This is a genomic window from Novosphingobium sp. 18050, assembly GCF_902706195.1.
Lineage (GTDB): Bacteria > Pseudomonadota > Alphaproteobacteria > Sphingomonadales > Sphingomonadaceae > Novosphingobium.
In genome coordinates this window covers 1-25972 of the sequence record NZ_CACSJO010000042.1, presented here as the reverse complement: position 1 = coordinate 25972, position 25972 = coordinate 1, and the positions used below count along the sequence as shown (strand labels likewise).

The window sequence follows — 25972 nt, the reverse complement described above, 5'->3', positions numbered from 1 at the left end:
CTTCAACCCGCAAACCTCAATCACCCTCAAATCCGGCTCATCTCCGGCAATGACGCTACGCGCCCGCCGCCTGCCCAAAATCCAAATCTTGGCCTGCGCTGACCAACACGATGAATTTTCCGGGCTAGGTGACCGGTCATACCTTCGAACTGGCCGTTCGCATACCACTAGCCGCTGAGCAGTGCACCTGCCGGAGACGTTTTGATAGGAGTGTCGTTCCTTTAGGCGCACCTGAAAATCGATCGCCTTAATTGAAATAGCTATAGGTTTTTCCTCTAGCAACAAGAAGCCTTTCAGGCGTTCTGCCGCGTCGAACCCTTAGTAAGTTGCTCCCGGACAATACCTGAGAGGAATGGTTGGTGGCTGGCAGTTTTCTACCCGACAACCCGGCGGCATGGACATATCGTAGCTGGGACGACCTGATGTCGATCCCGCGCGAAGAGCGGGAAGCGCTTCAGCTGGAAGCGGTTCGGATCGCATTTCGCCGTCTGCGGGATCGCATCCCGGCACTGAAGAAACTGGCAGATCGACAAGGCGTGGAGGCTGTCGACAGGATCGAGGACGTCCTGCCGGTCTGCTTCGACCATAGGGTGCTCAAGAATTACCCGATACAGATAATTGAGAACCGCGACTTCGTGAAGCTGACCGGATGGCTAAACAGGCTGACGGCGCATGATCTCACCAGAGTGGATCTGACCGGACTGACCACGATTGAGGAATGGTTGGGCCGCCTGGAAGCCTACGGCATGCTTGTCACGTATTCGAGCGGGACCACCGGCAAGCTCTCGTTCGTGCCGCGCAGCTACGATGAGCTTGGCCCCTGGAAGTTCCACTTCTTCAACGTCAACTACGCCGCCAGCGGTGTGGACCCATGGACGACCAAGCTGCCGACGTTCTTCCCTGGATGTCGGGGCGGCTATCAGACGATGCTCAAGATGATGAGTCTGTTCAACGTCGAGATGGCGGGCGGGCCGGACAACTACCATACGTTGTATGACACGCACATACCTGCCGACCTGATGGCGCTGTCTGGCCGTCTGCAAGCCGCCGAGGACAAGGGCGAGATTGCCGCACTGGGCCTCGACCCTGCGCTCCTCCACCAGCGGCAGCAGATGCTGGCCCAGGGGCGGTCCCGCGATGGGGACCTCGATGCGTGGTTCGGCCAGCTGATCGAGCGTTTCAGGGGGCAGCGGGTCAAGATCGGGGGCACCTTCTCCGATATGTACCGTGTCGCTCGCGCGGGCCTGGACCGCGGCGTCACGTGCGAGTTCGCACCTGGCTCGATCATCATGGGCGGCGGCGGCATGAAAGGGTACAAGGACGCGCCTGACGACTGGGAGGACCAGATCAAATCGTTCTTCGGCATCGACCGTATGGGCAATCAGTACGGCTTCTCCGAGTGCATCGGCAATGCGCCACTGGGTGAGGACGACTTCTTTTACCTACCGCCCTATTCGGTTCCGCTGCTGATGGGCCCGGATGGCGAGGCGCTGCCGCGCGAGGGCGTGCAGACGGGCAGGCTGGTGCTAGTGGACCTCGTTCCGCAGTCGTACTGGGGTGGCTTCACTTCGGGCGATGAAGTGACGATCCATTGGGATGAAGATCAGTCGGACACCGGCTGGAAAGCCCCGCGCATCGAGAAGAAGATCCGCCGCTTCTCCGAAGCCGAAGGCGGCGAAGACAAGATCACCTGCGCGGGTTCGCAACAAGCCTACAACGAGTTCATGGCATTCGTAGCGGGAGAAGCTTGATGACCCAAGTTCTCGACATCCCCATCATCGCGCGCGGCCGGGTGATCATGCCGGGCGACGACGGCGTCCACTACAAGGGCCGCGGCGGTGCCGATTTCCGCCAAGCCGACCCGCACAAGCATATCCATGATCTGGTCCTTGGCGACACGTCGCGCATGCGCGACCTGCACGACACGCCGATGGCCGAGATCATCGATCTCCTGGCCGAACTGGGCAAGCGCCTGCGCCTGGACGACAACCCGCTGCTGCAAGAGAGCTTCGCGCTGGCGCTGAAGGCCGGAGGGCTCGCCGAGCCGATCCTGCGCGGTGTCTACGACGCCCTGCCGCACATGTTCGATCCTGTCATGATGACGGCCCTTGTCGATAAGACGATCGGGCTCGCCTACCTCGACGGCTGGGTTTCGAGCGGCGGCGCATACGAAAGTGTGAGCATCCGCGCCGTGGGCACGCGCCAACTGCACATCACCGCCGGCAACGTTCCCGTTGTCGCGGCCATGACGATCGCGCGGGCCGCGCCTCACCAAGTCCGACATTCTTATCAAGTCGCCATCCAACGATCCGCTGACCGCCAATGCGATCGCTCGGACGCTGATCGAGATCGCTTCGGACCACCCAATGACGAAGCACGTCGCGGTCGCCTACTGGAAGGGTGGCGATGAGTACATGGACTCGCAGGTTATCCGCACGAGCCGGATCGACAAGATCACCGCGTGGGGCGGCATGAGTTCGGTCAAGCACATTCAGAAGTTCCTGACACCCGGTATCGACCTGACTGCGCTCAATCCCAAGTACTCGATGTCGATGATCGGACGCGACACGTTCTCAACCGAGGCAGCGATGGATGAGGCGGCGATAGGGCTGGCCACGTTGGCAGGGTTCTACAACCAAACGGCCTGCGCCAACACGCGCATCGTCTATGTCGAGCGCGAGACTGACGACGCGTCGATGGAGCAGGTGGTAGCGCTCGGGCGCAAGATGGTCGCTGCCTACGCCAGCCTGCCTCCCATGCTGTCGACACCTTTCCCGACCCCCAATCGGGAATTGGAAGCCGATATGGCAGCGATCGCGCTGGAAGACGACTTCTACCACGTCGAGGGCGACACCCTGAACGGTGGCTTCATCGTCTCGAAGTTTAACGACCGGGTGGAGTTTTACGACAAGCTCAACAACCGGGTCGTGAACTTCGTGCCGGTGGACAAGCTTACCGATGTGCTTAAATGGTGCGACGACACCACCCAGACAGTCGGAATTTACCCGGAGTCCGTTCGATCCGAGATCGTCGATCTCTTCGCACTCGCGGGCATCCAACGTCTTGTCTCGCTGGCAGGTGGCGACGCGATGACCGTCTACGCGAACTCGCACCACATGCCCCCCGGTTCGCCGCACGACGGAATCGAGCCGATGCGCCGCTCCATGCGGTGGGTTGTCAACATGCGGCCGGTGGAACATGCCGAGACTCTCAGTATCGCCGCTGAATGATCGGCGACGTTGTCGCGCAGGAGTGGCTCATCTAGGGACACTGGGCTGCCGTCGATGCAGCCGCCGAGAGAGTGAGCCATGAACACGCGACACCTGCGCAGCTTCCTGCGCGTAGCGGAAACCAAGTCGATCAGTCGGGCGGCCGTGTCCCTTGGCATTGCCCAGCCGTCGTTGAGCCAGCATATCCTGCGCCTTGAGGACGAGGTCGGACAGACCCTGCTCAAGCGTACGGCGCGCGGTATTACGCTGACCGAGGCGGGCTCGATCTTTCTCACTCATGCCATGCAGATCCTGCGTTCGGTCGAGCAAGGGATAGATGATGTGCGCCAGGCGGCGGAGCCAAGCGGGTCGGTCACCCTTGCTGTGCCATACTCGATCAGCCGCATGGCCGGCGTGACTCTGGTCGAGGCCTTCCTGGAACACGCGCCGCGCGTCGCGTTACGGCTGGTGGAGGCATCGACCGGACAGATCCGCGGATGGCTCGAAGAAGGCAAGGTGGACCTTGGCATCCTGCATGAGCTGGGGACGCTGAGCGAACTGTCGCTGCGGCCGATCGCGACCGAAGAGCTCTTGCTGGTCAAGCCTGCGGGCAAAAGCCCCAGAATCGACACGAACGTTGAGGACAAGCTGCGGGCGCTCGGCGCGATGCCGTTGATCCTGCCGGGCCCGCAGCATGGGCTGCGGCAAACGATCGAGCAGGCCGCCGCGCGGCTGGGCATCGAGCTTATGGTGAAGCTCGAAATTGACGCAATCGCGCTGATCCCGGCGCTTGTCGCGCAGGGTCACGGCTACTCGATCCTTCCCGGCTCGGCTCTTGCGGACAGCGGCGCCGTCGCCAGCGGTCAGGTCGTCACTTCGCGCATTGGGCGCGGTATGCTTCGGCGCAACCTCTGCCTGGCTCGCAACAGCACGAAGCTCATTACCAGCGCTTCGACCCGATGTGAGGAGTTGACCATACGCGTGCTTGACCGGCTGATCGACAAAGGCGTGTGGGACGCCACGACGGCGGTCCGCATGACGGACGAGACGGCCAACTGGCCGTCGCAATCGAATACCAAGCGAACAAAGGGGGCAAGTGATGGCAGTTGAGCCCAAGAAGCGCGTCGCGCTCGTTACCGGAGCAGGACGCGGGATTGGTCGCGAGATTGCGCTCAGGCTGGCGTCCGATGGTTTTGCTTTAGTCGTTCACTACAGCGGTAGCGAGCAAGGCGCGCGCGACACAGTCGCGCAAATCCAGGCGGATGGCGGCGAGGCGATCGCGCTTGCTGCGGACATTGCACGACACGACGAGGTGACAGCGCTGTTTGCAGACCTGGATCAGCAAATGGGCGGGCTGGACGTTGTCGTCAATTCGGCCGGAGTGAGTGCCGGCGGATCGCTCGCCAATCTGGACATACAGGAACTCGACTGGCTGGTCGGCGTCAACTTGCGGGGGCCGCTGTTCGTCGCGTCCGAAGCAGCAAAGCGCCTGGGCGAAGGGGGCAGGATCATCAATCTGTCCTCGACCTTAGCAGAGTTTCCGGTCGCCGGATCGGGCATCTATTCGGCGACCAAGGCGGCGCTGAAGAGCTTCACCGAAAGTTGGGCCAAGGAACTCGGTCGCAAAGGGGTGACGGTCAACACGGTTATCCCCGGGGCGACCAGTCCGGGCATGTTCGACCGGACTCCCGAGGCCTATCGCGAGATGTTCATCAATGCCTCGCCATTCGGGCGGGTCGGCAAGGCACAGGAAATCGCCGAGGTGGTTGCGTTCCTAGCTTCCCCGGCGGCGAGCTGGGTTTCGGGCGCACACATCCTCGCCAACGGCGCCGCGAACACCTGAGCTGTATCGATCCATGGCGACATTTGTTCTGGTGCACGGCGGCGGACACGGAGGCTGGTGCTTTCAGCCGCTCGCCGCAATTCTGCGAGCGGAAGGCCATCTCGTCTATGCCCCGAGCCTGACCGGTCTGGCCGATCGCCAGCACCTGCTGTCGGCCGAAACGGACCTCGATATGCAAATCGAGGACATCGCCAGGCTGATGGAGTTCGAGGATCTTTGCGAGGTCATTCTCGTCGGCTACAGCTATGGCGGCATGGTGATCACCGGCGCGGCAGACCGCACGTCGGCGCGAACAGGGCACTTGGTCTATCTCGATGCCGCCATTCCTCTCGATGGCGAGGCTCTGGTCGATGTGTCACCCGGTCTGAAAGCCTTCGCAGCGAACAACCGCGTGATCGATGGGGTCGAGCTTGGCTTGTTCCCCGATGCCGCTGCCTCGGCAGTCTACGGCCTCGACGGCTCGCCTCTTCGCGATTGAGCCATGGCCCGGCTCACGCCGCAGCCGTGGCGCACGATGACCCAGGCGCTTGAACTGCGAGATCCTGCGGCGTTCGCCGAAATGCCACGGACGATCATCAATAGCACCCGCGCGCTGGCCGTGCGACCGCCGGAGACACGATCGCGCTGGCTGGAAGGCGATCGGGTGTGGTCACTCGATGCGCCGCACGATCTGATGCTGACCCACCCGATCGAAGTGGCCGAGCTTCTGCTACGCATCGTTTAGATGGGATCAGGCCGGTTCGGCGTCCGATCCGGCCTTGACCACTGTCCAATCGGGGTAAGGCCCGAGGCTGAGGATCAGAAGCCCACACACCAGGCTCGCCGGAATGGCGGCTATCAGCAGCGGCTGATAGCTCCCGGAGCTGTCGTAGATGACGCCGGCGATGACCGGCCCCACCCCCGTGCCGACGGCCAGCATCGTCGCCATGCCGCCGAAGATCGCGCCGAAGCAGCGCATTCCGGCATAGCGACTGGTGAGGTACGAAGTCACCTGGAGCTTGGCGCCGACGGCATACCCGATCAGCAAAACGGAGAGGATAATGAGCGAAGGCGTCCGCACACCATCGAGCAGCAAAGCGAACGCGATTGCGCACGAGGAGACGGTAACACCGCCGATCCACCGGCCATGCCAACGGTCCATCAGCCATCCGGTAACGAGTTTGCCGACAATGCCGGCAAGCCCGCTCAGACCGGCGAGGTTGGCGGCGTCGCTGCGCGATACTCCCGCTTCGCGCAGGATCGGCACGAAGTGGACGATGATCGCTATACCCAGCATCATCATGATCAAGGTGGCCGCCGCGATGCGTAGCAATGCGGGATCACGCAAAGCCTGGGAAAGCGTCAGGCCCGGAAGCGGCATGACTTTGCCCATCGCCGGTCCGGCGACTGGGCGCCGTCGCGCGTCCTTCAGGAACAGGGTGCATAGGACCAGGGCCGGGCCGCCCCAGGTCAGCGCCAGGATCCAATATGCGTTGCGCCAGCCGAAGCTCTCGATCAAAAAGTTAGCGTAGGGCGGCGCCAGCATCTGCGCGATCGCGGTCCCGCATAGGGTCAACGCAAGAGCCAGCGAGCGGCCACTATCGAAAGCACTTGTCACGGCCACCGTCCAGATCGTGGACTTCACCATCATTCCGACAAGAGCGTAGAACCCCCAGAGGCCGAGCCAATGGAAGATGCTGCTGCCGGTAGATCCGAATGCGGCGATCGCCACGCTCGTCAGGACGATGCCCGGTAGTGCTAGGCGGCGGACGCCCCATCGGTCGATGAGCGCGCCCACAGGGATGGACAACGGAATGGTCGAGAGGGCTGCAATAGTCAGCCCGCCCGTGATCTGCGCGCGAGACCAGCCGAATTCGGCATGGAGCGGCTCGATGAACAGTCCGGTCGAGTAGGTCGCGAGCGAGTGGAAGGCAAAGCCGACACTCGCCGCCAGCACCAAGGTCCAATGCTGCCGCCACTCGCTGCTCGCATCGGCGCGACGTGCCATCAGCATCTGACTCTCCGATCCGATCGCCATATCAATCGCCAAACCGGTAGCGCAGGCGCATACCGTACATCCGCGGTTCGCCCAGATACTTAGAGACGAAGCCGGAACTGGTCTGCTCGTTGACCTGCACGAAGTACTTCTTGCCGGTGACATTGGTGGCGAACAGCGACAGGTCGACGGGCAAGCTCGCGACATTCGCCCAGTTCAGGTTGAGGTTCAGCAGGCTGAAGGCCGGCAGCGTGCCCTGCGTGCCTGAATATGTGGCGATGATTTCGTCCGTGTAAGTGTAGGTCGCGCCCAGCGAGACCCTACCCGCCGTCTCGGGAAGCGGCAGCGTGTAGGTCGCGGTTGCCGAAAGCTTGTGCTCGGGCGCAAAGGTCAGCGGCCGGCCGACGGTGGTGGTAATCACCGGCGTGTTGAAGAAGCTGCCAGGGATAAACATCGAGGGAGCCGGGAATTCCGCGAGTTCGAGCACCTTGGTATTAAGATAGGCATAGCTCGCGCTCAGATCGAGGCTGCTGAACAGGTTGATGCCCGTCTCCACCTCCGCGCCGTAGATCCGTGACTTGCCGGCGTTGACGATCGCAGTGTTCACCGCGACGCGGTTCAGGAGATCGCGGAAACCTGTTTGCACCTGCTGGTCGCGGAAGTCGTTGTAGAAGCCCGAGACGTTGAGGTAGCCCGGAGCGCTCCCGCGCCAGCTCGCCTTCAGCCCGCCTTCGTAGGTGTCCACCTTCTCCGGTCCGTACGTGTTGTATCCCTCCACGCTGAACGGGTTGGTGCTGCCCTGGCGGTAGCCGCGGCTGTACTTGGCGTAGATCAGGAGGTCTGGAGAAGGTTTATAATCGATGTCGATCAGCCAGGTGGGCGCCTTCGACGATTGGCGGAAAGACTCCTCGCATTGAGCATTGCTGCTGATGCCGCCCGCTGCCCTCAGCAGGGCGTTGGTGCACTGGGCCACGAACTGCGTCGGGTCCGCCGCATCGGGAAAGGTGTAGAAGGACTTCTGGATCGACGACGTCGAGCGATCCCAGGTGTACCGCAACCCGCCGGTGACGGAGAACGTGTCGGTGATCTTGTAGGTTGCCTGCCCGTACAGGCCGACATTGCGATAGGCCGTTTGCCCGACCTGATAGCCCAGGCTGTTGTCCGGTGCGCTCTGACCGATCAGACGTTGCAGGCCGCGCACGACATCGACGCAGGCATAGCTCTGGTCGAGGCACGAAAGCGCGGAGGGGTTGAGATTGCCGGTGCGGCCTAGCGGATTGCTGACCTCAAGGTAGCCACCAGCCTGCCATACCAGCCGGTCATCTCCGGTCCTGCCCTGAAGCTGCAACTCCTCGGTAAAGGTCGACTGGTCCGCGGTCGCGAGGCTGGGCTCGTGCTGTATGTTGACGAAAGTGGCGCTTCGTCCGGCGAAGGCTCCGGCCGGACGTCCCTGGAATGTCGGGCCGACCCGCCAGTAAGTGCCGAAAGCCTCGCTGCGGGTCTTGTTTCGAAGCTGCGCATAGCTGGTGACGTTCTTGATGGTCAGCGCATCGGACGCTTGCCAGGTCGTGGTGTTGATGACCTGCCATTGTTCGAGGGACAGCTTTGGGTCGTCTAGCCCGTTCTGGACCGTGTAGAAGCCACCATCCTGCCTGCTGAGTTGCTCGCACGAGAGAATGCCCGCTACGAACGGCGCAGTGCCGCGCGTTGGGTAGCAGTTCGTCAGCCGCGGGATTTGCCCGTTCGTATTCGACCTTGAGTAAGAGGCGATCATGTAGTTCTCGAGGTCGCTAGTCAGGTCGACTACAAGGCTGGCCCGCGCCGCGACATAGTCGACATCGGCGAAGCGGTCCGGCCCCACTCCACTGATGTTCTTGAGATAGCCGTCGCGCTTCTGCCAGTCCGTTCCGACGCGGAAGCGGGCCATGTCCCCGAGCGGAAGGTTCAGCACGCCCTGAAGGCGACGCGTGTCGTAGTTGCCGAGGGTACCTTCCGCGTAGCCCTCGAACGATGATGTCGGCTTCTGCGGGACAAGTAGCACCGCGCCGCCAGTCGTGTTGCGTCCGAACAGCGTGCCTTGCGGTCCCCGTAGGACCTGGACGTTCTGCAGGTCAAAGAAGCTTCCCGGACCGGCGCCGTCGCCGGTCGTGGTGCCGCCGCCACTGCCACGCGGAGACACGACATCGGCAAAGTAGATCGCGACGGATGCGGTGGTGCGTTGCTCCTGGGTGAAGCCGCGGATTGCGAATGACGTATTCTCGGTGCCATAACGCCCATTTGCGGTCAGCGATGGCGCATAGGTCGCTAGGTCACGCGCCGAAGTGACGTTGCGGTCTGCAAGCTGAGCCTGATTGAACACCGTTATCGAAATGGGAACATCTTGCAGCCGCTCTTCGGTCCGTCGCGCGGTCACGATGATGTCGCTGGCGCTGGATGCCCTCCCCGCGTCTGCTTCCTGGGCCGCTGCGCCTGTAATGCTCGCGATTGTGGCAAGCGGAAGGGCCACGCCCAGCCGACATAAGTTCGCCTTCATTCCATACTCTCCCCTGATGCGCGCACACCTTCGTTCACGAGCAACGTGACCGGCTTTTAGCGCGTCATTTATGGAGCCAAGTTCTCGGTGAATTTGAGCGGATATCCATCGACGAGTGGCTTTAGCAGCCATAGGAAAACCTGATTGCTGACCGGCTACCGATCGAGGTATTGTTGCTCGCCACCTGCGAAGTGCATTTCCCAATGATTCGATTAGCTCTGCCGGCTACAACGCAGGCGTGCGAACGTCGGTCTGGGCTGCAAGCTGCCATCTCGCAACGACATGGGAAAAGTCAAGATCGTCCCACTACCCGGCGGTCGGTTCCTGCAGAATCGACCCTTTCCGGTCATTCAAGGCCAAATTCCGCTCCCCAGTTGCGGCCCGTCAGATTTTCCATCTTGGACGCCCACGACTAGCCGAAAGCGGACCCGCAGATCACAGGCTGCCCACAGGTGCCCAACTTTGGAATCACCGCCAGATACGTTAATGTGTCGGATGGAGTCCCTGGTAGGAGAATCAGGTATTCGAATGTGAGCGGAGAACGCGATGGCTGGATTTGCACCACAGCGCGAGGGGACCTTCTATCTGACCGAAGGCGGCCAGGAAACGGAAATCCAGTATCGTCACGGGCATGATCTGCCCGAGTTCGCCATGTATCCGCTGCTCGAGAACGCCGCTGCGATGTCCGATCTGAAGGCAATGTACTGCCGTGTGCTCGACGTCGCCGCCGAATATGGCTTCGTCGCGATGATCACCGGCCTCGATTACCGCGGCAGCCCCGATTGGGGCGAGAAGCTGGGCTATTCCCGCGATGGCCTGGCGGATGCAATCGAACGATCGATAGCCTTTCTCCGCGACGTAGCCCGGCCCTATGAGGCCCAGGGCACGAAAATCCTCATCGGCGGACAGGTCGGCCCGAGAGGTGACGCCTATGAGCTCAACCGGACAATTACCGCAGATGAGGCCGAAGACTATCATGGTTTCCAGCTTGAGGTGCACAAACGTGTGAATGTTGATTTCGCCTGGGCGGCAACATTCAACAACATCCCTGAGGCGGTCGGCGTGGCGCGGGCGGCCGCGCAGATCGGCTTGCCGCTCACAATCTCCTTCACGCTCGATAGCAATCATCGGCTGAAGTCCGGCCCCAGCCTGCGAGAGGCCATCGAAGCGGTGGATGCCCAAACCGGGGGCGACAGACCAGACTTTTACGGCATCAATTGCTCCCACCCCATCGAATTCGAGCCCGCATTAGAGACGGGAGGGTGGATCGAACGCATCCGAAGCATTCGGCCGAATGCGAGCGCGAAAGACAAGATCGATCTTTGCAAGATCGGCCATCTTGAAGATGGCGATCCCGTCGACTTGGGCCATCGCATCAGCGCCCTGGCGCAACGCTATTCCCATATCGACGTCTTTGGCGGGTGCTGCGGCACGTGGGCGCCGCATCTGGAAGAGATCGCCAGAAAAGTGCGCCAATTGTCGCAATAGGGGATTCATTAGAATCGAGTTGCGACTTTTGGGACAATGCCAAGGACTTGGAATGGTGCCTTGTAACGCGTAGCAGCAATTTCCGCGCCCGACCCTTCCCGGTCACTCAGCAGCCAATTTTACGCTCCCAGGTGCGGACCGGCTACTTTCCTATTTGGGTGTCTTGGGCTGGCCGATAGGCGAATGTCCGGACCGGAGCCGGGTTGCGAGGATAGCTGACGGTCGTGCAGAGTCGGCAGCCGGCCAACATAGGCCGTTCGTTGGTCGCGGAGTGACCGCCGGCTCACGCCGAATCTGTCGTTCGCTTGAGGTCGATCGATCACGCAACAATCGCCCCTTTTTACCATTCCGTCGGCCGAAACGCGCGGCTAGTATCGCTGGCGTCAGATCATATCAACTGTGCGAGCGCAAGCTCTTCCGGATGCAACGGTGAGGATACAAACGAGTCCTCGCCAAGCGCGCTAAGAGGCCGGCTTGCCATATCGAAGTGCGGCCGTGCCCGTGACATCTAGACCAAGGAATAATCCTTCGGGTGTCGCGACAACACGATCGACGACCGCGTTTGTGATCTGGCCCGTCAAGTACAAACTTTCGGTCAGTTCACGATTGAGGGCGCTATTAGCCTTCGCCAGCGCCTCGGCGTACTTCTGGTTAAAGTCATAGCGCATCGCGCCCTTCAGCCGGTCGTTCACCACCCGGAGGCTGAGAATGGACGCGAGCAGTTTGAATGCCCCGTTGTCAGTTTTGGTGGCAATTCTAAGATCATCTACGCTTGCAACTCGCCTCGCGTTGTCGATTTTGGGTACGGCAGACAGCCATATGGTGCCGTTAGTGTCGAAAAACTCGTCGGCCGGGTCAGCGTTAATCTCCACACCAATAGCAAGCGCGCCGTTCGTCGTCTGATAAATCGTGACATCGTTGAATGTCACCTTCACCTTGCCGACGTTGGGGACGTCGAAAGTCTGCTCTTCGCCCCTGCGCAGCGCCTTTTCCGCCCCCTCCTCCAGCGTGTTGTAATTTGCCAGGACGGGCAAATAGAACTGGAAGCCCGCCGGCGGCAGGTTTCTGGCGAGCTTTGGCAGGGGCACGGGCTTCGGATCGCTTGGCTTGGGACCCAAGAAAGTTTCAGTGACGCCGTTTGCCATTAGTGACAAACGGATCGCGCCATCAGAAACTTCGTACCCAGAATAGCCTACCGACCCGGGGGTGAAGCGCAGCCAAGCGGCAGGATTGTCACTCAACTGAATGGCGGAGAAGCCCTTCGCCCACGCTTCCGAAAGCCTGTCTTTGAGGGCCAGCGCCTCGATCTGCGCGGGGATGCTCCTCTGAAATTTTCCGATGGCTTCCCTGACTTTTGGGTCCACTTTCGAGGCGAAAGTTATACGCTGCCCGAGAATATTAACGCCGATTCTGTCGTTCCATGAATAGTCGGCGTTAATGGCAGCGGTCGTGGTCCAGTTCTCATCAATATCCGCGGCGGCCGATGCTCTGACATTGGCGGAGCCCGTTGCAGTTTCCGATTTAATGATGCCGCCGACATCCTTAGTCGAAATTTCGATGTTTACGGGCATTGCCATGGCCAGGGTCTGACCGCTTCCGCTCAAAGCTATCTCGCCTCGAGAGACGTTTCCTTTAAGTCGGCAGCTTATATCTGGAGAGATTTTTGTTTTCAGTTCCCTGACTGCACATCCGTCTGCTGCATTCCGACATTTAAACCCTCTACATCTTATACTTATCTTTGGTACCGGGCAGACGCTTACGTATTTAGCGGGGATACATGCGTCTAGCTCCTGATCAATGCTTATGAGCGGATTGGGGACCTGTTCATTTATTTTGGCCTGAAGATCGGCGAGAGACGCTGATATCGGTATGACAATCGTCGATGGACGGCTCAGCAGCTTTACTGGCGTGTCGGATTTGGCGGGCGGGTCATTCGACCCGTTCCGGTTGCAGGCACTCAAAGAGAGTAGGGCGCCTATTAAAACGACAATGTGCCCGGCGGTTGCTGACCATTTCATATTCATCCCCCTTCAGACCGTTACGCCGTTTCAAACCCCACGCAAGCACCGCAATAGCGGGCTAATCTGTCATACCGACTTGCCGACGCCGACGATGGCTGCCCCGATGATCAGGGCTCGGCGTTCAACTGCGTCGTGATGGACGATCTGACCCATCCGCGCGCTTCATCGAATTTGGGTCCGGCATACATCGTATAGCGCATGGTCAGGGTTTTTCCGTCGGCGGCAAAGCTGTAGCAATCCCAGGCATCGGCCGCTGCACAAGGCTCTTCAGGGCGCTTTGCGAAACGCGGATTGTAGCTCTCCACGCGCATCTTGAAGACCGACGAGTCGAAGCTGTATCCGCTCGGAGCATTGAACGTCTGCTGCTTGCGGTTCGCAAACCTGATCTTTGCGCCACCCGCGACTTTCGCGACAACTTCGAGCCAGTTCAACCTATCTGTTGACGTTAATGTTTGATCCTTCGACAAAAAGCGCCCTTTGGTATCCGTGGCGGGCCGGCTCGCATGCTCCACATCGTTGAAGAAGAAGTCCAGCGTCATCACCTTCGGTTTCTCCGCATCGACGCCTATCCAACTCACCGGTGAAAATCGAAGGACGGGGGGATTGGCATTAAGCGCCGGCAAATCCTTGATCCTGTGGAGCGGCAGGACACGGGCCAGGTCCTGTTTGTCATTACCGGGCTTTTCGACGAAGATGGCGAGAACCGAACCCGTCACTGTCATGACCGGGCTGCCGCTCCGACCGGGATTGGCGGCAACCGCGCAAAGCGCCCAGAGATTCGGCTGATCCTTTATGGTCACCGCGTCGATCCGGGCCCCGGTTGGGACCGCGTCCAAAAGATCATCATAGAAACTGACGATGGTCACGTCGCGCAGATTGAACTTCTCTTCTTTTACGATCGGCCGTCCGATCGGGAGAGCCACGAGGTCTGCCGGTGGATCGACGATCTTGAGTACGGCGGCGTCAAGCGCGCTTCGCTCGACCAGTTCGAGCTTCAGAGTTTTGGCGAAACCGGAACGGATCGCCGTGATCGACATGTCGAGACAATCGGCAGGGATGACGTGGCCGGCAGTGAGCACGTGGCCGCCGGTCGACACGATAAAGCCAGTACCGCTCGTGGCACATCCGTTCCGGTTCGAGATGGTCTCGATCTTGACGATCGAGGCACCGGCCAGCTGCATTATCTGGTGCGGATCGCTGGCCTGCGCCGTGCAGTCCGCATGCGCAGCGACCGAGGCCGCAAGCGCCGGCAAAGCCACGGCCAAGGCCAACCGCTTCATGCCGCACCGACCCAACGGCGGATAGAATGAAACTCTACCAGTCCGTCCGATCGCGAGAATTTCTGGCCTATCCGCTTCTCAACGACCGCGCTCTGATTGGTCGCCGGATCTCTCTGGTTACCCCCCAGCGTGAGAAAGCGGCCATCGAGCGCCTTGCCGACGTAAAAGCCGACGTGGCCTTTGCCGGGGGCGCACTTGTTCACCGTTCCCTGGGTTGCCCAGACGATGACGTCACCAGGCTGCGGGGACTCCCTTACATCTTGGCTCCAGCACCGAAAAGAACCGGATGATGCGCTGTCGGTGCCTTTGAGGACGCTGGGAGCGAAGGGGACCATCAAGCCTCGTGCGTCGAGGGTGACCTCCTTGCTCTGGCTCAGCGAGCGAGCGACACACCAGTTGATGAAGGCTGCGCACCACGCGGTATAGTCGCCGCTGATCGCGAGCGGATTTGTCTTTGTGGCAGAGAAGAAGTTGACGATCACTGGATTGTAGCGGACCGGCCAGCCCCTGACGTAATGCCTGACGTCGCCGTCGACGCCTGGAACCGACTTGCCGCCGCCGATGTCCGCGAAGTACCGGGCGACATCTAGCGGGTTTTTCGTACCGGCAGGCGAGGCGCTCATGATCTTGCGCGCGATTTCGATCTCCGCCGGCAATGGCTTGCCAGTCCCCAGCGGCACGGGAGACAGATCGGTAGGCGCGACGTCCGGATTGTCGCCGTAAGCTTTCCATTCGTTCGGAAGTCCGGGAAATGCCGACGAAATTTCCTCGTCCTGAGCGGGCGGCGTGTCGGCTACAACCTCGCGCGCTAAGCCAAATGCGCCTGTGGCTAGAAGCGAGCCCAGAGCCGTTCTTCTGGATAGTTCCATACCACGTTCCCTTCCTTCCTGATTGCGTTTCAAGCTCGACCCAACGGCGTCATGGAAAACAGGTCAGGAGGCGATCGCGCCCGCCCCAGGCCTGGAAGGCCTGCATTGCTCCTGTCACAAGCAACTGCTCGTTGCCGCTGTCGTACTTGGTTCGGCCTCCCGCCTTGCCGAAAAACACCCAGACGATGCGTGCGGCGTCGACTTGTCCGGCGTAACGGTTCGCTCGCGTCACATGGTCGGTGATCGGCAATCCGGCCAGAGAACGCGCCAAGGCGGGCGACGCCTCGCCGATCGCCGGGCCGTAGTCGCCCACGACGAATGGCACCGCGCGCTTGGCCGCTGGATCCCAGGCGACGCCGAAACTCCCCATGACCACGCCGCGGCTGCGCAGCGCATCGGATTTCGGGATGACCGCAGCCGGTATCCGCAAGGGATTGACGTATCGCGTCTGCACGGCCGGGTCCGCGATCGTCTCGTCCGCAAGCGCGGTCGGCGACACATAGAATCCCGAGCCGTCGGCCTGTAAAAACGGTACGATGTTCTTGACCGTGCGGCGAGCAATGACGCCCTTCCCCCTGCCCAGAATTCCATACCAGCGTACGAGTGCCACGTTGGGATTGGTCCAGCCCGCCACGCGCGCCTTTGCGACATCGGTCATGAAGCGCTCGGTGCATGTCGAATTATCGAGGGAGCCGTGATAGCTCCTGCCGTCCGGCAGATGGACCTGGCCAGCGTTGCACAAATGGATGAGCGCGCCTGCCGCCGCGTTCTGCGGATGATAGGCCCGGCCATAGCCGTCGATGTTGATATTGACCTTGGCTTTGCCGGCCAGGCTCCCGTCGGACAGTATCAAGGTTTTGCCATTGCCGGGAATGCCGGTCAGGTTTGTGCCGGCGCAGGTCGAGGAGGCAGAGATGCTAGGCAACGGGGCCAGCAGGGCCATCCCGCCTGCGAAGTGCCGAAACTTTGAAATCAGCCGAGACATGCAGCTTCCTGCGACGAAGCCCTGAGGATTTGCAGGGACCGGATTTGATTGTCCCTGACGGATATGCCTAGGACGTAGCTCTGCCCGGCGTTCACAATGACGAGACCTTTATCGTAACACGAAAAGCTCTCGGCGGAGCCGTTCAGGAAAGTCAGCAGGTCAACTTTGGCCAATTTGCGGCCGGGCGGAAGTGCGTTTGAGGGAAAAAACGGGAGCTCGGTCACGCCGATATCGATCTCGTCCGCCATTCCGGCCGAGAGGATGGCCCGAGGGTCCGGCGCGTTCTGCCGGCAATAGGGGCCCGACTGGTTCGTGATCCAGCACCCCATCGCCATTTTGAGCGGCAGCGGCCAATCGCCGGCATCGCCGGCATCGCCGGGCTTTGCCGGTAAGGCGAAATCGACTTTCATGGCGACCTTGAGCGCGCTCATGTCCGCTTGGGTGGTGAAGCAGTCTGCGATCCAACCATTGGCGGTGGGGTGGTACACGGCGGGCCGAAATCCGGCGTCGATCAGGGACTGATAGACTAGCGTCGTGCGGTCGAGACGGGTGAGATCATGAGCGGCAAGGGCAGGCAGGGCTTGCGCGCAATATTCCCGGACGGCTTTCGGCGTCTGATCCTTGACCAATGCGGCGTAGAGCGGGACGCCCTTGATTTCGGGAAGCAGCAGCCGCCGCGTGCCCGCGCCATCCAGCGCGAGCGCCGCAACATCGTCGTCCCCGCGCTCAAGATCCGTCGGCTTAGCCTGGTCCACCCCGACAAGAGGCCGAACGAGCGACGGCGTGACAAGCATTGTTGCCTTGATCGAGCCGAGCGGGCGTCCGTCTGGCACTTTTACCGCATAGGTGATCGCCCGCGATCCGACCGGACCGGTGTAAGGCAAAAGTAGGTCGTCGGAAACTGTTACGTTGACCGCGCGCGAACCAGAGTTTTCAAAGATCGAGCTGGTCAACGAAGCGATGCTCGCGACGAACGGCTTGCCAAGCGTCGAGACGATGGCCGTACTCGGGATCAGTTCCTTGACTTGGTTGGTGATTTCCTCAGGATTGTAGACGACTGCTTCCGAATAGCGGTACTGCAGCGATACGGCGATCGGATCGCTCGCACCCAGTTGCCACCGCGGGGAGAGGTAGCTGCTGGCTCGCTTATAATTCGTCAGGCGTTTCTTGCCGTTGAACTCGTAAGTGATCAGTGGAATGGAAGGCAGGACCTGCCCCTTCTGTGACAAGATCGCGGTAATCGTCAACGAGCGCGTTTTGTCGCCCAGGCCGAACGCCGCGAGGATCGCGGTTCCGAGCTGCTTGCGGCCGTTGTCGTCTTGCGGAAGATCGAAGTCGCCGACCTCGAACAGGACCTGACTGTAATAGTCGCCGACTGAGACCGCGTGCGGCGTCTTGTCGCGCTGCACCGACAGGACATTGGCTGCTCCTTGGGCTGCGCCCGAGCCAGGGAAAGGGGCGGCCACGAAGGCGGCAGCCAGTGCTATCGTCGAAAGACGGCGACGTAATTGCATCCGATAACCCTCATTGAAAAGAGTCGCGTATTTATTTACGAACGAAATCAAACCTCGCGCAGATAATTTTATTTTTGGCGTAGAATTTATTCATCATTTTTAGATCGGTAACAAGAGGTTCTACAGTTTTTTCGTGCATGCCTTTTTTATTGTATTACTTCATCGTCCCGATGAAGCCGCGATCGATCTTATTTATCGGCTCAAGTGTCGGGATCCGGGTGCTTGTCGGAGCGAAACTGGAACACGAAATAGGGCGGAATGCAGACACCGCGATTGTCGCCGCGCCCGCCATTTCGCTGCAGCCATGCCCGGCCCGGGCGTTTCTGACCGAAGTCGGCCGCAGGATCGTAACCTGATTGGGCAGCAACCCGTTCGCTTCTTTTGGCGAACAACTCATCGGCGGTCGAGGGGGTATATCCGATCGGCTTGAGGCAGATGTGATCGTCGCGGCATGGAGAGCTCGCACTGCACGCGCGCATCCCCGAATAAGACGTATTGTTCGCGAAACATTGCTCGAGCGGCCGCTCACGAGAGGCTCGCCCGACGCAGGTGTTGAACCCGGTCGATGCCACCAGCCCGCAGGTGGCCTCACGCGGGAGGCCGATGCATTCGGACAGCCTCAGCATCCCGCTGGGAAAGCCACCGGTCTTGGCGTCGCGCACGATGATCGCCTTCTCGCGTCCGGTCTTTCCGCCGCCGGTAATGTCACCCGTATAGAACTCTTGATGCGCGACGTAGAAGCTGTTGCTCGGGTGGACGCGTGGACCCGCCGGCGGATCGATCAGCACGTCGCGTTTCGTCTTCACTTTATTCGGCAGAACCCGCTCGTAATAGTCGTCACCGAAAACCGGGGAGGTGACCACTCCTGCCTGCATCGGGGCACCGATCTCGCGGTCGCCGTCCGCGACGCAGGTGCCGAGCCCAGGGGCGTTGGCCGACTTGTACTGCTGCTCGCAGTGCAGGCCTTTACGGCACGTCCATTGCCGCTGCGTGGCGGACAACATCTCAGGCATGATGCATGTTGCGCCCCAGCCCCCGATGAGCTGCGTGGCGGCCAATGCGCTGCGATAGCGGTTCAAAGGCCTCGACGCGTAACCCGAGACATAGTCCGCAGCGCGCGGTTCCTGCCCTCGCGCCAGCAGTTTCAAGAAATCGACGCGGCGGAGCTGATCCCCGTAGAAATGCGGCGAACCGGGCAGGTAGACCGCGTTCGCCGCCGGCGTGCTCGCGCGGTCGCGTCCGGGAAAGTGAAAGCCCGCTATTGCTCTCGTCTGGTGGCAGCCCGTGCAGCTCTGTTCGTTGAGGCGCATCCTCAAGTCGTCCACCGTGCGGAACATCACCGGCGGCCGGGGCGCCATGTCGATCATTTTGCGCAGCTCATCGTCGGTGATGACGGTATCGCCGCCCTTTTCGTTCTCCCAGAACGGTGAATTGCCCGATCGGACCGGCCCGCCGGGCGAGTAGGAAATCGCGCGGCAAGCCAGGTACGGGAAGGGAATGACCAGCGTGCCATTGTCAATATCCCGGATGAACGCTTCCGTCTGAAGTTCCTTCACGAAGGCTGCGCGCATGTCGCCCGAGGGGCGCGGCGTGTCGCACGAGTTGCCATCGTCCTCCAAGCCTAGGAGGCGTCGGCGATCGATCTGGTTCATCAAGTAACTGGCCTTGAACTGGCCCGCGTCCCAGCGGAACACGCGTATCACATAGGCGGCCATGCTCCCCATTCTGTGGTTGGACTCATCGCTCGTTTCTTTTCTGAAGACCTGGATGTTGAGTTCGATGCGGTCGATGTCGCGGCCACGGAGCTGGCCAAGCGCACCGGTCTTCGGATCGAGAAGATCGGCGACCTGCCGAGCGGTAGACCGTTCTCGCGGCCGGTCCATTTCGGCCAGCCACTTCTGGGCGACCCTTTGGCAAGGATGCAGTTCCTTCGGCGCGTCGTTCGGCAGGGCCGGCAGCACGACGTTCATGGTCACCGGCAGACGCGACGTCGCGGTACCGTCGAAGATCGAATAGGTGAAACGATAGATCAGACTGATCTCCCCGCAGTCCTCGCGCATGCCGACGTCGCTGCGCGGACCGAGCACGAAGCGGCGATCCATGCGGTTGACGATCCCGACGAGTTCGAGCCGTGACCCAGCGTCGCTCAGCAACCTCTCGTTGATGTGGCCGCCGTCGCTCTGGAATTCAGCAAGATCCTCGGTGATCCTTTTCTGGATGAGTTTGGCGACGTGGAGTTCGAACGGGTTGCCGAGCCGGCCCGATGGCCTCCCACCGGATTGGCCCACACGGCCCTGGATGAAGCAGCCGAATGCGAAGCGGCCGAGCTTGCTGCAGCTGCCGCCACCTGAGGATCGGCCGAGCTCGGCGACGACCGTAGGGTCGGAAATATAAGGCCCGCGCTCAGCAACCGCGTCGGCTTCCGCCTGCCGGGCGAGCTCAGCATCGATCGTCGTCATTTCATCGGCGCTCAAGTCGAGTTCCGGCACCTGTCCGGGAATTTTGGCCGCCAGTGCCAAGGCGAGCATCATTGCCAATAGTTTGAAAGACCGCATTGCTTTCCCCCGGAAAAGCGACTCGACTGTAGTCGTGATACGATCAGGTCACGCAGCAAGTGAACTTGCAAGTTTTCTTGATATCGACTTCACAATTTAAGTACAAGGACACTATTCAGCCATCTGGGTCGGCACTCGGCTTAACCAGAGATGTCCGCAAGGCGATCCTCCGGTTGGCGAGGCGACATGCTGCGAGCCGAGGCACCACTCGCGTCGAAACCGACTTGTCGCCGCGGGCCGACTGCTCCTTCAGCTTTTCGCCGCGAACGGGTGCCTCTCCTTACTCTCTCGCTTGCGGATGCCAATTCGGCAGCAACTATCGCGATGCCGACAGATAACATCGGTGGGCTCGAACCGGGGCCCTTGAAGGCGATCCGATTTCGCGGAATGATCGGACGGCGGCGTTACTATCCGGGGCGACTTACCGTGCTGCAGATTATGAAAGACAGCGTCGCCAAGGACACGCCGTGCGACCCGTGCGGAGCGCCTCTTCCGGAGGGAGTGACCTGGTTGGTCGTGGCCTTCGACGAAATGCACGAGCTCCCCGACGAGGTGCGCAGCGGCTTGGCCAATTACTTCATCTGCCAGTGCTGACACTACGCGTTCCTTTGGCCTGGCCTCCTGTGCGTGGACCGGAAAGAGCGAAGAATTCATCAGCGCGCGCATGGAGGTGGAACTGCTCAAGCGCGCGATCTATCAGCTTGACGCGCCGCCGTGAGCTGAAGCTGGTCTAGGACAGTCGGCGAGCCGATGCCCCGCGACATCGAGAGTCGCCACACGGCGGAGGCTAACACGTTCTACCATCCATTCGCTCTTGGATGACGGGACGGTCGCAGGACTGGACGCCGACGCTACCGCCCGCCTGCTCAATGGTGCCGCGCTGAACGCAGCGCTATGGGTAGCCGCTTCAGATCATCCCCAGGACGCGTTACCGAAGGCGACACAGGCCTACAGCCGTGTCGTTGCAGGCCTTCTTAAGTAAAACCTGGTGCTGAGTAGGCGACGGCCGGATTTGGGTCATGCTGGGTGATTTGGCTTCCTGTCTGTCAGTGTCCAAGGCTGGCGAGGCAGACGCCGGAGCTTAGACGTTTTTGCCAGACCTCGACATGATGTGAATGGCTGCTTTCAGGCTCGGGAACGCTGCTGGCAAGCGGCAAGAATGGGCGCACTGTTGCCAGGCTGACTTTCAGTCGAACCTGGCCGGTAGGCGACTGTCGCGTTCGGAGAGGCACGAGCGAGATAGCTGCCGATGGAGCATGTCGGAAAACATCTCTGAACAGGATTTCCCACACATTTTCAATCCGACTGGGTTTATCGTACAGTCGTCTGCGCGCTGATTTGTGGGAAAGGAGGCTTAGATCGACGACGCAGTGACATAGGCCCCAGTCGCGATCACCACTGCGGCAAAGCCGCGTTCGAGTAGTCTCTTGCGGGTGCCGAGAACCTTGCCCAGCGCAATACCGGCGATCGTTCCGGCGACGCCGCCCGCGATGAGCAGCACAGTCACGCCCCAATCGACCAACCCAGATAGAGAATAGGAGGCGGCGGTAGTCAGGCCGAGCGCGCTGACGACGACCAGCGACGTACCGATCGCAAAGGGCAGCGGCATCTTGGTGGCCGGGATCAGCCCCGGCACGATCAGGAATCCGCCCCCGATACCGAAAGCCGGCGGCAAGCCCGACGCTCACCCCGATCGGAACCAGGCGCGGCAGCAGCGTCGAGGCGCTGTCGCGGGTTAGCCTCACATCCGGCGCCTCCGCTGTGCGGCGCTTGCGCAGCATCGACAGCCCGACACCGATCATCAATAGTCCGAACAGGACCAGCAGTCGCTTGCCGTCGAACGCCTTGCCCAGTTCGGCTCCTAGCGCAGCGCCAATCATTCCTGACACCGCGAACACACCGGCACACCGCCACTTCACGCGGCCAGCGCGCGCATGGCCGATCAGGCTTGCCAGCGCGTTGACCGTCACGGCAACCGCAGCCGTTCCGATTGCGGCGTGCGGCGATCCGACGCCGACCACGTAGATCAGGAGCGGAACGGCGAGGATCGACCCGCCCCCGCCTACCAGGCCAAGGATCAGGCCGGTCACGCCGCCTGATGCAAGTGCGGCAAGGATGGCGGCAGTGTCCATGATCGCCTCAAGCGGTTGCGCGCCGGTTCCACGGCATGACGCGGAGCAAGTTTGCCATGCCGCACCATCCTGTCACGCCCGCGAACATCAGCCCGGCACCAACGAATGCCGACAGGCCGAAAAAGCCGGGGGCGACAAACAGGCCGAGCAGGACGCCGGTCAGCACCAGCGCACCGGCGGTAATCTGCACCTGACGCATGATTTCCAGCGGTTGCGACCTGTCGGCGACGACGAGCTGTCCAGCTTGCCGCCACGCATCGATGCCGCCCCAAAGTATGTAGGCCGGGACATCGTCCGCTGCCGCGCCGAGCTGCGCCGCATTGGCGGCGGTGCGCATCCCCGACTTGCAGTGGAAGACGATGGTACGACCGTCGCGCGGCAGATCGCCGATCCGGTCGAGCGGCACGTTCATCGCACCGGGGATTCGCTCACGCGCATGTTCATCAGCCCCGCGAATGTCGATTAGGCGCGCACCGGCATCGATCGCGGCGCGAGTATCGGCGGGGGAAAGGGTCGCAAGCGTCATCGCATCAATCCTTGCAATAGAGTTGGTAGAGGGTGGCGAGCAGCGTTTCGACGCGGGCATCGACAATGGCGTACCAGAGCGTCTGGCTCTCCCGCCGATAGGTCACGAGCCCTTCATCGCGCATTTTGGCCAGATGCTGCGAACAGGCCGACTGCGACAGCCCGACATCGCGGGCCAGATCGCCGACCGTCACCTCGCCATGCTCGACCAGCTTGCAAAGCAGCATCAACCGACGGGCGTTGCCGATCGCCTTCAGCGTGTCGGCGACCTGTCCGGCCTTCGCCTCGAATGTCGCTAGGTCCATCGGCGGTTTGAGCATCGTCACTACTCCATTAGGTATTGCTTATGTAGCATACCCTAATATATTAGCAAGAGCTAACGGAGGAAATCATGACCCAGCCCTTCATCGAGGCATTCTTCGACGAGCCGACGAATACGATCAGCTACCTCGTGGGCGATCCCGCGACGCGGACCGCGGCAGTGATCGACCCGGTGCTCGACTTCGACATGGCGAGCGGCATCGCCGATACGCGTTCGGCCGAGCGGATCGTCGCCTTCGCCCGCGCGCAGGAATGGCGGATCGCGATGGTGCTGGAAACGCACGCCCATGCCGACCATCTGTCGGCGGCCCCCTTCATCAAGGCCCATACCGGCGCATGGATCGGGATCGGCGCGCACATCCGCGACGTGCAGAAAATCTTCCGCCCCGTGTTCGCGATGGACGACCTGAGGACGGACGGATCGGATTTCGACCGCCTGTTCGACGATGGCGACTGCTTCGCAATCGGTGCGCTCGAGGTCGAGGTGCTGCACGTCCCCGGCCATACCCCTGCAGACGTCGCCTATCGGATCGGCGATGCGGCGTTCGTCGGCGATACACTGTTCATGCCCGACTATGGCACCGCCCGTGCCGACTTCCCCGGCGGGAATGCCCGCACGCTCTACCGCTCGATCCGCCGCCTGCTGGCGCTGCCTGATGAGACGCGGCTGTTCCTGTGCCACGACTACAAGGCACCGGGTCGCAACGATTATCGCTGGGAAACGACTGTCGGCGAGCAGCGTCGATCAAGCGTCCACGTCCAAGATAGCGTGAGCGAGGACGATTTCGTGGCCATGCGCGAGCAGCGTGACGCCTGGCTATCCGTCCCCAAGCTGCTGCTGCCCTCAATCCAGGTCAACATCCGCGCGGGCCACTTCGACGAGGCTGAGGCGAACGGTGTCACCTACCTTCGTATCCCGGTGAAGTGGAAAGCGGAGTGAGGGTTGTCCCGTATGACCATCCTTTCCGGGAAGAGGCGGCGTGACAGAAATCAGGTGTTTTCCGGCACGGCCGGTTTCGGGAGCGCGCTTTTGGAGGCTGAGTGACTGACAAACGGCGCAGGCCGGTCGGGCAGCTCTTCGGGTGCAAACTGGCCGATAGCCGAATGTCGGGTTACCGGCGGGTAGGAAGGGATAGCTGCCGTTCTGCTGCGCCACAGCGGCACCCTATTTCGAGCATGATAGCCGCCGGTCGCAAAACGCCCCGAGTCGGTCATAGCGCTCCCATAGGTTCTTCCTGGATAGCGGACACGGCTTACGGGCCGTAAGAAGATCTCATGGAAACGATGACGGTAGGCAGTCAAACGGTGGTATTCCAATGGGCCAGCGATATCGCCTTCGACGGTATCCGTTTGGAAATCCTATCAGATGACAGCGATGTGGTGTTCGATGTGAGCATACCGGAGGATGGCCCAATGACGGTCAACACATTCGGCAAGGAAGTGGCGGTCGACCTTATCAAGGTCGCGATCGAGACGGCAGAACGGCGGCAATAACCTTCGGTGCCTTCGACGCGAAAGGGCAGCCTCCCACCATCCTTGGACGAACGCGGGCTGTCGGCACACGCCCCATAGCGGGCATCGGATGGGCTCAAAACCGACTTTCGTATGCGTTCAGCACTCGACCATGCACGACTTCGAAATAATAGACGGTGTCAGTGACATAAACTGGAATGTATCTGAGAAAATAACGCCCCCTTACCTTCACCGCCCCACTACTTTGCAATGATCCCGGCACCATACTAGGGTCGATATGAATGCCACAAGTAGAGATGATACTATTAATTTCTACGAAATTTGAAGGAAGTGGAATGAAATCAGATTCCGCAGGAATAAATTGGATTTCGGTAAAGAAATTACGGTCTTTGTCTAATTGTATAGGGAAATCTGCACAAACATTTTGCGAGCAACCTGCTATCACTACTGCTAGCGTAGCGACGACGCAGTGTTGCAAAACTGAGCATAGTGTTTTCATTTATCCGAGATGCCATGAGCGCTTTGTACGGGCAATGTCTGCTTCCCACCATTTTTAGACAAAAACGGCTCGTCGGCACGCGCCCCATTGCAGTCATTTAGCGGCCGTCGCATTCGTAAAGCATGAAGCGAACGAGTAAGCGACTTGTAATCACTGTAGCCGCTACGATACTCGTAGGCGGCGGTTGTAAGGATGAGCCATGCGATGGCTTTCCCATCAAACTATCATCACCGGACCAGGGATTTTCCGACGCAGTACGGATTTCAATCGCACCGAGCGGCTTAGTTTCTCAGAAGATCAACGAATGCCATAAAAGTCTTAATGCAGGACATGAATTCGATATAATTGGATTTCTATCCTCAGTAGCCTCCAAAAATGGCGAAATTTATCATATTTATAGGAGCGAAATAGCGTCTGATCGATTCATTATCTTTCGGATAAATAAGCCTGCTACGAAGATTGACCGCGTATTTTTATATAATCCCAATGAGGTTTGAACGTCCGTTTCCCACCCTACTCAGCCGCACCCGGCACCGATCTGCTGGCTCCCGTAACCGGTCGGACCGCATCCAGTATTTTCGATGCCTTTTTGGCCTGCGGAATGGCGATCAAGGGGCGTGTCCTGTTGATTGCCACTGAGATGTGACCCGGGATTACCATTGAGAATTGACCCGGGTGGGTATGAGTTATGTGCTGCCGTTGACCGGCAGGTTCAAGATGCGGGCTTCTCCTTTCTCGCTTTGGGCGCAG

21 protein-coding genes and 2 pseudogenes are annotated in these 25972 nt (G+C 60.6%); 12 read left to right on the top strand and 11 right to left on the bottom strand.

Annotation, left to right across the window (positions count from 1 at the left end):
• Positions 1 to 359: 359 nt before the first annotated feature.
• The 7 genes from GVL61_RS22955 to GVL61_RS25175 all read left to right on the top strand — a co-directional run bounded on the left by GVL61_RS22955 (position 360) and on the right by GVL61_RS25175 (position 5776).
• Positions 360 to 1751, top strand: a complete 1392-nt coding sequence (locus GVL61_RS22955) for a hypothetical protein (RefSeq protein ID WP_159983328.1) — start codon at positions 360 to 362, stop codon at positions 1749 to 1751.
• Positions 1751 to 2410 (top strand): acyl-CoA reductase, encoded by a 660-nt coding sequence (locus GVL61_RS25325; protein ID WP_159983326.1) that lies wholly within the window; start codon positions 1751 to 1753, stop codon positions 2408 to 2410. Before GVL61_RS22955 ends, GVL61_RS25325 begins: the two co-directional genes overlap by 1 nt.
• A complete protein-coding gene (locus GVL61_RS22945; RefSeq protein WP_368667148.1) occupies positions 2313 to 3230 on the top strand; it encodes an acyl-CoA reductase in 918 nt (305 codons plus the stop codon). Before GVL61_RS25325 ends, GVL61_RS22945 begins: the two co-directional genes overlap by 98 nt.
• A 78-nt stretch (positions 3231 to 3308) precedes the next feature.
• Positions 3309 to 4319, top strand: a complete 1011-nt coding sequence (locus GVL61_RS22940) for a LysR family transcriptional regulator (RefSeq protein ID WP_159983324.1) — start codon at positions 3309 to 3311, stop codon at positions 4317 to 4319.
• The gene (locus GVL61_RS22935; RefSeq protein WP_159983322.1) at positions 4309 to 5052 is read left to right on the top strand and encodes an SDR family oxidoreductase; all 744 of its coding nucleotides are present in this window, start codon (positions 4309 to 4311) and stop codon (positions 5050 to 5052) included. The genes GVL61_RS22940 and GVL61_RS22935 overlap by 11 nt, the downstream gene beginning before the upstream one ends.
• A gap of 13 nt (positions 5053 to 5065) precedes the next feature.
• Positions 5066 to 5530 (top strand): alpha/beta fold hydrolase, encoded by a 465-nt coding sequence (locus GVL61_RS22930; protein ID WP_235037865.1) that lies wholly within the window; start codon positions 5066 to 5068, stop codon positions 5528 to 5530.
• Between the two features lie 3 nt (positions 5531 to 5533).
• Entirely contained in the window at positions 5534 to 5776 is a 243-nt protein-coding gene (locus GVL61_RS25175) for a hypothetical protein (protein ID WP_235037864.1), read from the top strand.
• A 6-nt stretch (positions 5777 to 5782) separates the two neighbouring features.
• Here the strand turns inward: GVL61_RS25175 and GVL61_RS22925 are convergent, their stop codons facing one another.
• Together GVL61_RS22925 and GVL61_RS22920 are read right to left on the bottom strand one after the other, a co-directional pair.
• Entirely contained in the window at positions 5783 to 7045 is a 1263-nt protein-coding gene (locus GVL61_RS22925; protein ID WP_235037863.1) for an MFS transporter, read from the bottom strand.
• 25 nt (positions 7046 to 7070) lie between these two features.
• Complete coding sequence (locus GVL61_RS22920; protein WP_159983320.1) at positions 7071 to 9560, bottom strand: TonB-dependent receptor; 2490 nt, start codon at positions 9558 to 9560, stop codon at positions 7071 to 7073.
• Positions 9561 to 10106: 546 nt separating this feature from the next.
• Here GVL61_RS22920 and GVL61_RS22915 point away from each other — a divergent pair.
• Positions 10107 to 11048 carry a homocysteine S-methyltransferase family protein gene (locus tag GVL61_RS22915; RefSeq protein ID WP_159983318.1) on the top strand — a complete coding sequence of 314 codons (942 nt, stop codon included), beginning with the start codon at positions 10107 to 10109 and terminating at the stop codon, positions 11046 to 11048.
• A 461-nt stretch (positions 11049 to 11509) separates the two neighbouring features.
• On the opposite strand, the gene GVL61_RS22910 is transcribed toward GVL61_RS22915, so the two are convergent.
• From GVL61_RS22910 to GVL61_RS22885, 6 genes are all read right to left on the bottom strand, one after another.
• Positions 11510 to 13066: a DUF4403 family protein gene (locus GVL61_RS22910; RefSeq protein WP_159983316.1), complete on the bottom strand. Its 1557-nt coding sequence runs from the start codon at positions 13064 to 13066 to the stop codon at positions 11510 to 11512.
• 110 nt (positions 13067 to 13176) lie between these two features.
• The gene (locus tag GVL61_RS22905; protein ID WP_159983314.1) at positions 13177 to 14349 is read right to left on the bottom strand and encodes a serine protease; all 1173 of its coding nucleotides are present in this window, start codon (positions 14347 to 14349) and stop codon (positions 13177 to 13179) included.
• Positions 14346 to 15218, bottom strand: coding sequence for a CHAP domain-containing protein (locus GVL61_RS22900; protein WP_159983312.1), 873 nt, complete (start codon positions 15216 to 15218; stop codon positions 14346 to 14348). The genes GVL61_RS22905 and GVL61_RS22900 overlap by 4 nt, the downstream gene beginning before the upstream one ends.
• Positions 15219 to 15267: 49 nt before the next feature.
• Positions 15268 to 16161: a hypothetical protein gene (locus tag GVL61_RS22895; protein ID WP_159983302.1), complete on the bottom strand. Its 894-nt coding sequence runs from the start codon at positions 16159 to 16161 to the stop codon at positions 15268 to 15270.
• 29 nt (positions 16162 to 16190) lie between these two features.
• The gene (locus GVL61_RS22890; protein WP_159983300.1) at positions 16191 to 17717 is read right to left on the bottom strand and encodes a hypothetical protein; all 1527 of its coding nucleotides are present in this window, start codon (positions 17715 to 17717) and stop codon (positions 16191 to 16193) included.
• Positions 17718 to 17917: 200 nt separating this feature from the next.
• Positions 17918 to 20236 (bottom strand): hypothetical protein, encoded by a 2319-nt coding sequence (locus GVL61_RS22885; RefSeq protein ID WP_159983298.1) that lies wholly within the window; start codon positions 20234 to 20236, stop codon positions 17918 to 17920.
• A gap of 360 nt (positions 20237 to 20596) precedes the next feature.
• Between GVL61_RS22885 and GVL61_RS22880 the strand changes: the two genes are divergently transcribed.
• Positions 20597 to 20866 carry a hypothetical protein gene (locus GVL61_RS22880; protein WP_159983296.1) on the top strand — a complete coding sequence of 90 codons (270 nt, stop codon included), beginning with the start codon at positions 20597 to 20599 and terminating at the stop codon, positions 20864 to 20866.
• Between the two features lie 193 nt (positions 20867 to 21059).
• A pseudogene (locus GVL61_RS25535) lies at positions 21060 to 21254 on the top strand (TetR/AcrR family transcriptional regulator); the annotation flags it as partial.
• Positions 21255 to 21626: 372 nt separating this feature from the next.
• Here GVL61_RS25535 and GVL61_RS22875 read toward each other — a convergent pair.
• From GVL61_RS22875 to GVL61_RS22865, 3 genes and pseudogenes are all read right to left on the bottom strand, one after another.
• Positions 21627 to 22404 (bottom strand): annotated as a pseudogene (locus GVL61_RS22875) (sulfite exporter TauE/SafE family protein).
• 7 nt (positions 22405 to 22411) lie between these two features.
• Positions 22412 to 22930 carry a rhodanese family protein gene (locus GVL61_RS22870; protein WP_159983294.1) on the bottom strand — a complete coding sequence of 173 codons (519 nt, stop codon included), beginning with the start codon at positions 22928 to 22930 and terminating at the stop codon, positions 22412 to 22414.
• Positions 22931 to 22934: 4 nt separating this feature from the next.
• On the bottom strand, positions 22935 to 23249 hold the full coding sequence (locus GVL61_RS22865; RefSeq protein WP_159983292.1) for a helix-turn-helix transcriptional regulator: 315 nt from the start codon (positions 23247 to 23249) through the stop codon (positions 22935 to 22937).
• 71 nt (positions 23250 to 23320) lie between these two features.
• On the opposite strand from GVL61_RS22865, the gene GVL61_RS22860 reads away from it, so the two are divergent.
• Positions 23321 to 24190, top strand: a complete 870-nt coding sequence (locus tag GVL61_RS22860; protein WP_159983290.1) for an MBL fold metallo-hydrolase — start codon at positions 23321 to 23323, stop codon at positions 24188 to 24190.
• Positions 24191 to 24525: 335 nt separating this feature from the next.
• A complete protein-coding gene (locus tag GVL61_RS22855; protein ID WP_159983288.1) occupies positions 24526 to 24744 on the top strand; it encodes a hypothetical protein in 219 nt (72 codons plus the stop codon).
• Positions 24745 to 25972: the final 1228 nt, after the last annotated feature.

Coding starts and splice junctions, on each gene's coding strand:
- GVL61_RS22940 (WP_159983324.1), top strand. CDS start 3,309: ATGAACACGCGACACCTGCGCAGCTTCCTGCGCGTAGCGGAAACCAAG.
- GVL61_RS22890 (WP_159983300.1), bottom strand. CDS start 17,717: ATGCAATTACGTCGCCGTCTTTCGACGATAGCACTGGCTGCCGCCTTC.
- GVL61_RS25325 (WP_159983326.1), top strand. CDS start 1,751: ATGACCCAAGTTCTCGACATCCCCATCATCGCGCGCGGCCGGGTGATC.
- GVL61_RS22910 (WP_159983316.1), bottom strand. CDS start 13,066: ATGAAATGGTCAGCAACCGCCGGGCACATTGTCGTTTTAATAGGCGCC.
- GVL61_RS22920 (WP_159983320.1), bottom strand. CDS start 9,560: ATGAAGGCGAACTTATGTCGGCTGGGCGTGGCCCTTCCGCTTGCCACA.
- GVL61_RS22895 (WP_159983302.1), bottom strand. CDS start 16,161: ATGGCCCTGCTGGCCCCGTTGCCTAGCATCTCTGCCTCCTCGACCTGC.
- GVL61_RS22905 (WP_159983314.1), bottom strand. CDS start 14,349: ATGAAGCGGTTGGCCTTGGCCGTGGCTTTGCCGGCGCTTGCGGCCTCG.
- GVL61_RS22935 (WP_159983322.1), top strand. CDS start 4,309: ATGGCAGTTGAGCCCAAGAAGCGCGTCGCGCTCGTTACCGGAGCAGGA.
- GVL61_RS22880 (WP_159983296.1), top strand. CDS start 20,597: ATGCCGACAGATAACATCGGTGGGCTCGAACCGGGGCCCTTGAAGGCG.
- GVL61_RS25175 (WP_235037864.1), top strand. CDS start 5,534: ATGGCCCGGCTCACGCCGCAGCCGTGGCGCACGATGACCCAGGCGCTT.
- GVL61_RS22865 (WP_159983292.1), bottom strand. CDS start 23,249: ATGCTCAAACCGCCGATGGACCTAGCGACATTCGAGGCGAAGGCCGGA.
- GVL61_RS22855 (WP_159983288.1), top strand. CDS start 24,526: ATGGAAACGATGACGGTAGGCAGTCAAACGGTGGTATTCCAATGGGCC.
- GVL61_RS22930 (WP_235037865.1), top strand. CDS start 5,066: ATGGCGACATTTGTTCTGGTGCACGGCGGCGGACACGGAGGCTGGTGC.
- GVL61_RS22900 (WP_159983312.1), bottom strand. CDS start 15,218: ATGGAACTATCCAGAAGAACGGCTCTGGGCTCGCTTCTAGCCACAGGC.
- GVL61_RS22925 (WP_235037863.1), bottom strand. CDS start 7,045: ATGCTGATGGCACGTCGCGCCGATGCGAGCAGCGAGTGGCGGCAGCAT.
- GVL61_RS22860 (WP_159983290.1), top strand. CDS start 23,321: ATGACCCAGCCCTTCATCGAGGCATTCTTCGACGAGCCGACGAATACG.
- GVL61_RS22915 (WP_159983318.1), top strand. CDS start 10,107: ATGGCTGGATTTGCACCACAGCGCGAGGGGACCTTCTATCTGACCGAA.
- GVL61_RS22870 (WP_159983294.1), bottom strand. CDS start 22,930: ATGACGCTTGCGACCCTTTCCCCCGCCGATACTCGCGCCGCGATCGAT.